Annotated in this window: 7 protein-coding genes and 1 pseudogene; 3 read left to right on the forward strand and 5 right to left on the reverse strand. The window is 66.8% G+C overall.

What is annotated here, in order from left to right:
• Nucleotides 1-261 (reverse strand): MFS transporter (locus EN781_RS22145; protein WP_127400333.1); only part of this gene is annotated, 261 nt, incomplete at its 3' end.
• 170 nt (nucleotides 262-431) lie between these two features.
• Here EN781_RS22145 and EN781_RS22150 point away from each other — a divergent pair.
• Nucleotides 432-1322 (forward strand): LysR family transcriptional regulator, encoded by an 891-nt coding sequence (locus EN781_RS22150; protein ID WP_126054162.1) that lies wholly within the window; start codon nucleotides 432-434, stop codon nucleotides 1320-1322.
• A gap of 5 nt (nucleotides 1323-1327) precedes the next feature.
• On the opposite strand, the gene EN781_RS22155 is transcribed toward EN781_RS22150, so the two are convergent.
• Entirely contained in the window at nucleotides 1328-2746 is a 1419-nt protein-coding gene (locus tag EN781_RS22155; RefSeq protein WP_126054163.1) for a PLP-dependent aminotransferase family protein, read from the reverse strand.
• 106 nt (nucleotides 2747-2852) lie between these two features.
• On the opposite strand from EN781_RS22155, the gene EN781_RS22160 reads away from it, so the two are divergent.
• Nucleotides 2853-3746, forward strand: coding sequence for a DMT family transporter (locus EN781_RS22160; RefSeq protein ID WP_126054164.1), 894 nt, complete (start codon nucleotides 2853-2855; stop codon nucleotides 3744-3746).
• A 15-nt stretch (nucleotides 3747-3761) separates the two neighbouring features.
• On the opposite strand, the pseudogene EN781_RS22165 reads toward EN781_RS22160, so the two are convergent.
• The 3 genes and pseudogenes from EN781_RS22165 to EN781_RS22175 all read right to left on the reverse strand — a co-directional run bounded on the left by EN781_RS22165 (nucleotide 3762) and on the right by EN781_RS22175 (nucleotide 6193).
• Nucleotides 3762-4804 (reverse strand): annotated as a pseudogene (locus EN781_RS22165) (zinc-dependent alcohol dehydrogenase family protein).
• A gap of 35 nt (nucleotides 4805-4839) precedes the next feature.
• Nucleotides 4840-5490: a maleylacetoacetate isomerase gene (maiA, locus tag EN781_RS22170; RefSeq protein ID WP_126054166.1), complete on the reverse strand. Its 651-nt coding sequence runs from the start codon at nucleotides 5488-5490 to the stop codon at nucleotides 4840-4842.
• Between the two features lie 4 nt (nucleotides 5491-5494).
• Nucleotides 5495-6193, reverse strand: a complete 699-nt coding sequence (locus tag EN781_RS22175) for a fumarylacetoacetate hydrolase family protein (protein ID WP_126054167.1) — start codon at nucleotides 6191-6193, stop codon at nucleotides 5495-5497.
• Nucleotides 6194-6264: 71 nt separating this feature from the next.
• On the opposite strand from EN781_RS22175, the gene EN781_RS34855 reads away from it, so the two are divergent.
• On the forward strand, nucleotides 6265-6486 hold a 222-nt coding region (locus EN781_RS34855; RefSeq protein WP_210213489.1), incomplete at its 3' end, for a hypothetical protein.

Here is a 6486-nt window from a genome sequence, read left to right on the forward strand (position 1 = left end):
GAGCAGCAGCGGCCGGCGGCCGACAATGTCGGCCAGCCGCCCGGCGCTGACGATCATGGTGGTGATGGCAAGCAGGTAGGCCAGCACCACCCATTGCACGGACTGGAACGAGGCGCCGAACGCCTGCATCAGGGCCGGCAGGCCGACGCTGGCGATGCTGGTGCCGAGCGAGGGCAACAGCGTGGCAAGCGACAGGCTGGCCAGCGCCCATCCGACCCGCGTGGGCGCAGCGCGGCCATTCCAGCTGCTCTCGGTTCCAATTTTTTCCGCAATGTCCGCCAAGATTTTGCTCCTTTGCCCTGGCATTGCCGGTGGCACCGCCAAGGCCGATCTGTCGGCCGGTCGTACGCTTGTGGCTGGCATGGCGGAAGACGCAGTATTTGCATCTTATTCATGCATGCGACGCCATATATCCGTGCTATGGTCCGGGCATGCCGTCGCCCGACCTCAACCTGCTTGTCGCGCTGGATGTCCTGCTGAACGAAGGCAGTGTGGCGCGCGCCGCGCAAAGGCTGCGCCTCAGCCCGTCGGCGATGAGCCGCACGCTGGCGCGCCTGCGCGAGGCGACCGGCGATCCGCTGCTGGTCCGCGCCGGCCGGGGCCTTGTGCCGACGCCGCGCGCGCAGGAATTGCGGCTGCAGGTGGGCCGCGTGGTCGAGGAGGGCGAAGCTCTACTGCGCCCCGCCAGGCTGCTAGACCTGCAAGGCCTGGATCGGACTTTCACGCTGCGCACCAATGAGAGCTTCGTCGAGGAGTTCGGGCCGCGGCTTGTCGCCAGCGTCGGCGCGCAAGCTCCCAATGTGCGGCTGCGTTTCGCGCCGAAGTCCGACAAGGACGTCGCTTCGCTGCGCGACGCGACCATCGATCTGGAGATCGGCGTCGCCGGCGAGACCGGACCCGAGATCCGCATCCAGACGCTCTTTCGCGACCGCTTCATCGGCGCGGCGCGGGCCGGCCATCCGCTGAGCCAGGGCGCCGTCACGCCGGAGCGCTTCGCGGCCGGCCGCCACATCAGCGTTTCGAGGCGCGGCCGCGAGAGGGGACCGATCGACGAGGCGCTGGAACAGCTTGGGCTGCGGCGGACCGTGGTATCCATGGTGTCGGGCTTTTCGGCGGCACTCGCCCTGGCGCGCGCGTCCGACCTGATCGCCAGCGTCCCTGAGCGGCACACCGAAGGGGCGCGCGCCGGCATGTTCAGCTTTGCCTTGCCGGTCGCGACGGCGGAGGTGACCATCTCGATGCTCTGGCACCCGCGCCTCGACGCCGATCCGGCGCAACGCTGGCTGCGCGATTGCGTGCGGGAGATTTGCGCGGCGCGCTGACCGGACTACCCGGACATCGCCGCTGCGAGCGCCGTGAAGATGTGTTCGTCACCCGACTGGGCGACGTTGAAGCGCAGGAAGCGGCTGGCCGTTCCGGACAGGCTGAACGCATTGCCGGGCGCCAGCACGACATTGTCGGCCAGCGCGCGGCGGGCGACTTCGGCTGCATCCACGCCCTCCGGCAGGCTGCACCACAGGAACAGGCCGGCCGGCTGGTCGATCCACGGCGTGATGCCGATCGACTTCAGGCGGGCACTCGTTTCGGCCATGGCGCGCGCAAGCCGGATGCGCAACGCCTCGACATGCTTGCGGTAGCTGCCGTCCTTCAGCAGGGTCAGCACCAGTTCGGCCGCCAGCCTGCCGCCGCCGAAGGTCGTGGCGATCTTGAGATCGGTGAGCTGCTCGATCCAGTCGCGGGGCGCGGCGATGAAGCCGCAGCGCACCGAGGCCGACAGCGTCTTGGAGAAGCTGCCGATCTGGACGACGCGGTTGAGGCCATCGAACGCCGCCAGGCGCGGGGCCGGGCTATGCTCGAAATCGGCGAAGATATCGTCCTCGACGATGGTGAGGTCGGCCTGGTCGGCGAGCTTGAGCAGCCGGTGGGCGGTGACCGGCGACAGGATCGCGCCTGTCGGATTGTGGATGCCGGAATTGGTGATGTAGAGGCGCGGCCGGTGCTCGGCCAGCACCTCGGCGAACAGGTCGATGTCCGGGCCCGACGGTGTGTAGGGAACGCTGACGACCTTGGCGCGATGGGCGCGCAGCAAGGCGTGGAAGTTGAAATAACAGGGGTCGTCGACCAGCACGGTGTCGCCGGGTTCGATCAGAAAGCGGCACAGGAGATCGATGGCCTGGGTGCCCGATTCCGTCAGCATGATCTGTTCGGGCGAGGCTTCGATGCCATGCCCGGCCATGCGCCGCACCAGCAAGTGCCGCAACGGCGCCAGGCCGAGCGGCGTACCGTAATCGGCAAGCGCGACATCGTCGGCGCGAGCCGCCGTGCGCAGCGCCCGCCGCAAGGCGGCCTGCGGCATCCATGCGGCTGGCAGCCAGCCGCAGCCGGGTTTTAGCACCTCGTCGCCGGCTTCCAGCGACTGGCGCGAGACCCAGAGCGGATCGACCTCGCGGTCAAGCCGGGGGCCGATCTCGGCCAGCGACAAGGGCGCCAGCTGGCCGGCGGCGTAGAAGCCCGACCCCGGGCGCGAGCGGATCGTGCCTTCGGCGGCGAGCCTCTCATAGGCCTCGACGACGGTGGATTTCGAAACTCGCATGGATTTGGCGAAGGCGCGGATCGACGGCAGCCGCGCCCCAGGCGTCAGGCTGCGGGCAGCGATCCGCTGACGGATGGTCGCCATGACAGTTTCGACAAGCGTGGTTGCGGCAAAAGTGCGCGCAGCGTCGGGTTCCAGAGCGAGTTCGGTCATCTGTATTGCCCAATCGGCCATTACAGTTTTGCAAAACTGTACCGCATTGTCTCTGGCCGCACCATAGGGCTCTGCCCGATAGAGGGCGAAAGAGATGAGGCCTGCAATGGACAAGACCGCGAGTGGCTGGGTGAACGGATTCATCGGCGTGTTGATTTTCAGTGGCTCGCTGCCGGCGACGCGCGTGGCGGTTGCGGATCTCGATCCGACATTCCTGACCTCGGCCCGAGCGGCGATTGCCGGCCTGCTTGGCCTGGCGATGCTCGCCTTGTTCCGGCAGAAGCGGCCGGAGCGCGAGGATCTGCTGTCGCTGGCGATCGTCGCACTGGGTGTGGTCGTTGGTTTTCCGCTGCTCACGGCGCTGGCGCTCAAGCATGTCACCTCGGCCCACTCCATCATCTTCGTCGGCCTGCTGCCGCTGGCGACGGCGATCTTCGGCGTGCTGCGCGGCGGCGACCGTCCAAGACCGGCATTCTGGCTGTTCTCATGCCTCGGCAGCGCGCTGGTGGCGGGTTTTGCTCTGACGCAAGGCGTGACCGCATCGCCGGTCGGCGACGGCCTGATGCTGGCTGCCATCATCGCCTGCGGACTGGGCTATGCCGAGGGTGCAGCGCTGTCGCGCAGATTGGGCGGCTGGCAGGTGATCTGCTGGGCTTTGGTGCTGTCGCTGCCGATCACGCTGGTGCTGACCTTTGCGACGCTGCCGCCATCCTTCGCCGACGTCGGCTCAAGCGCCTGGATCGGTCTCGCCTATGTCTCGCTGTTCAGCATGCTGATTGGTTTCGTGTTCTGGTATCGCGGCCTTGCGCAAGGCGGCATCGCCGCCGTCGGCCAGTTGCAACTGCTGCAGCCCTTCTTCGGCCTGGCGCTGGCGGCGACGCTGCTGCACGAGCAGGTCAGCCCGCTGATGTTGGTCGTCACGCTCGGCGTAGTGCTGTGCGTCGTCGGCGCCAAGAAATTCGCAAAGCAGGAGTTGCCGAGACGCGCGGCTTCGGCGTGACGGCGCCATCCGCACCTAGAACTTCGTCACCACGCCGATGCCGATGCCCTCGAAGCCGCCCATCGCCATCAAGGCCGCGGGCGCTTCTTCGAGGCTGATCTTCTTGCCGACCAGAAGTTCCGGCTTCAGCTTGCCGGTGCGGATCATCTCCATCATCGCCGTATAGCGGTACGCCTGCATGTGCCGTGGCTGCCGAGAATCTCGAGCTCGAAGGCGATCACCTTGTCCATCGGCACCTGCGGGCGCGCGTCGTCGGCCAGCATCAGGCCGACCTGAACGTGACGGCCGCGCCGGCGCAGATTGGCGATCGAGTTGAACGAGGTGGTCGGGTGACCGAGCGCGTCCATGGACATGTGCGCGCCGCCATTGGTGATCTGCTTGACCGCCTTGACCACGTTGGGCGTGTTCGAGGCATTGATGGTCGCCACGGCGCCGATCTTCCTGGCGAAGTCCAGCTTCTCGTCGGTGAGGTCGATGGCGATGACGTTGGCGCCCATCGAACTGGCGATCATGATCGCCGACAGGCCGACGCCGCCGCAGCCATGCACGGCCACCCATTCGCCCGGCTTCACCCGGCCCTGGTCGACGATAGCGCGGAAGGAGGTGACGAAGCGGCAGCCGAGGCTGGCGGCGGTGGCGAAGTCCATCTCGTCCGGCAGGCGCACCAGGTTGGTGTCGGCATGGTCGATGGCGACATATTCGGCGAAGGAACCCCAGCCGGTGAAGCCCGGCTGCGTCTGGTGCTCGCAGACCTGGTGATTGCCCGACGTGCATTCGAAGCAGCGGCCGCAGCCGACGGCGAACGGCACGGTGACACGGTCGCCGGCTTTCCAGCGGGTCACGCGCTTGCCGGCGGCGACGACAATGCCGGCCAGTTCGTGGCCGGGCACATGCGGCAGGGTGATGCCGTCATCATGGCCCATCCAGCCGTGCCAGTCGCTGCGGCAAAGCCCGGTCGCCTCGACCTTGATGACGACGCCTTCCGGGGCGGGCTTGGGGTCGGGAACGGTCTGGATCGTCGGCGTCTCGCCGAACTTCTCGAACACGACAGCTTTCATCGGCAACTCCCAATGCTCTACCCAGAATTGTGCGGCTACTCCGCGTCTATCTGATTCTCCGGCGCCGCCTTGCGGAAAGCCGGCAGCGCCATGCAGGCGGCGTGGATCCGCGAGATCACCGGGTAGGGCGCCATGTCGACGCCGAAGCGGGCATTGTTGGTGACCTGGGCGGCGAGGCAGATATCTGCAAGGCCGGGCGTGTCGCCGTGACAGAAGGTGCCGGTCTCGGGCGCTGAAGCGAGAATCGTCTCAAGCGGCTGAAACCCTTCGTTCACCCAGTGCCGGAACCAGTTGACGACATCCTGGTCGCCGGCGCCGAACAGCGTGCGCAGCGAGGTCAGCACGCGCAGATTGTTCACCGGATGGATGTCGCAGGCGATCATCTGCGCCAGCATTCTGACGCGCGCCCGGCCGCGCGCGTCCTTCGGCAGAAGCGGCGGCTCGGGCACGGTCTCGTCGAGATATTCGATGATCGCCAGCGACTGCGTCAAAAGCCGGCCGTCGCCAAGGATCAGCGCCGGCACCAGCCCTTGCGGATTGACCGCGAGATAGGTGGCTTCGAGGTGCTCGCCGTGGCGCAGATGGTGCGGCACGTAATCGTAACTGAGGCCCTTCATCTCCAGCGCGATGCGCACGCGGTAGGAGGTGGAGGAGCGGTAGTAGTTATGGAGGATTAGGTCGCTCATCGCTTCACGTCGTCGGTTGACCGATGGTGATTTCGATGGCGCCGATGCCTTCGACGCCGCCGGTCATCGTTTCGCCCGGCCCGACCGCGCCGACGCCGGCCGGCGTGCCGGTGAAGATCAGGTCTCCCGGCTCGAGCGTCACCGCCTCGCTGCAGATCGAGACGATGTCGGCAAGCGGCCAGATCAGCTCGGCAAGGTCGGCATCCTGCCGGACCTCGCCGTCGACGGCGAGCCAAATTCGGCCTTTCGAGGGATGGCCGGACTTCTGCGCCGGGACCAGTGGGCCGCATGGGGCGGAACGGTCGAAAGCCTTCGACCAGTCCCAGGGGCGCGCCGCCTTCTTCGCTTGGTCCTGCAGGTCGCGCCGGGTGAGGTCGATGCCGACGGCATAGCCCCAGACATGGGCAAGCGCCTCGTCGCGCGGAATGCGGAAGCCCGCATTGCCGATCGCCGCGACCAGTTCGATCTCGTGATGCAGGTTCGCGGTCAGCGGCGGGTAGGGGATGGTGGCGCCGCTGTCGACCACCGCGTCGGCCGGCTTGGTGAAGAAGAAGGGCGGATCGCGCTCGTCATTGCCGAGTTCGCGGGCATGCGCGGCGTAATTGCGGCCGACGCAGAAGATGCGGCGCACCGCGAAGCGTTCGTGCGAGCCGGCGACAGCAACCGACGGTGTTGCGGGCAAGGGGAGAACGAATTCCGTCATGCGCTTCTTTCAATCTATATTTCTGGCCGGCACATTCGGCCGAATTGGGCCACCGGGCAAGGGATGCGCAATTGCAAGGCACTGGTCCTGCCGGCGGGCGCCCGCTGGACATCAGCGGAACAAGGCCGCGCCGAGTTTCAAAAATCGTCGCGGCCAAAAGAAACAGCGCTGTGGGCCATCCGGCGGCATGTCGTTTACTTTCGCGGGTATGGCGCCGCCTGGGCACTGCAATCGACGGCAAGAATGGCGATGTATTGTTTGCCAATAATCTGGCCATGGTTGCCGGATTATCC

Source organism: Mesorhizobium sp. M4A.F.Ca.ET.090.04.2.1 (genome assembly GCF_003999085.1).
GTDB lineage: Bacteria > Pseudomonadota > Alphaproteobacteria > Rhizobiales > Rhizobiaceae > Mesorhizobium.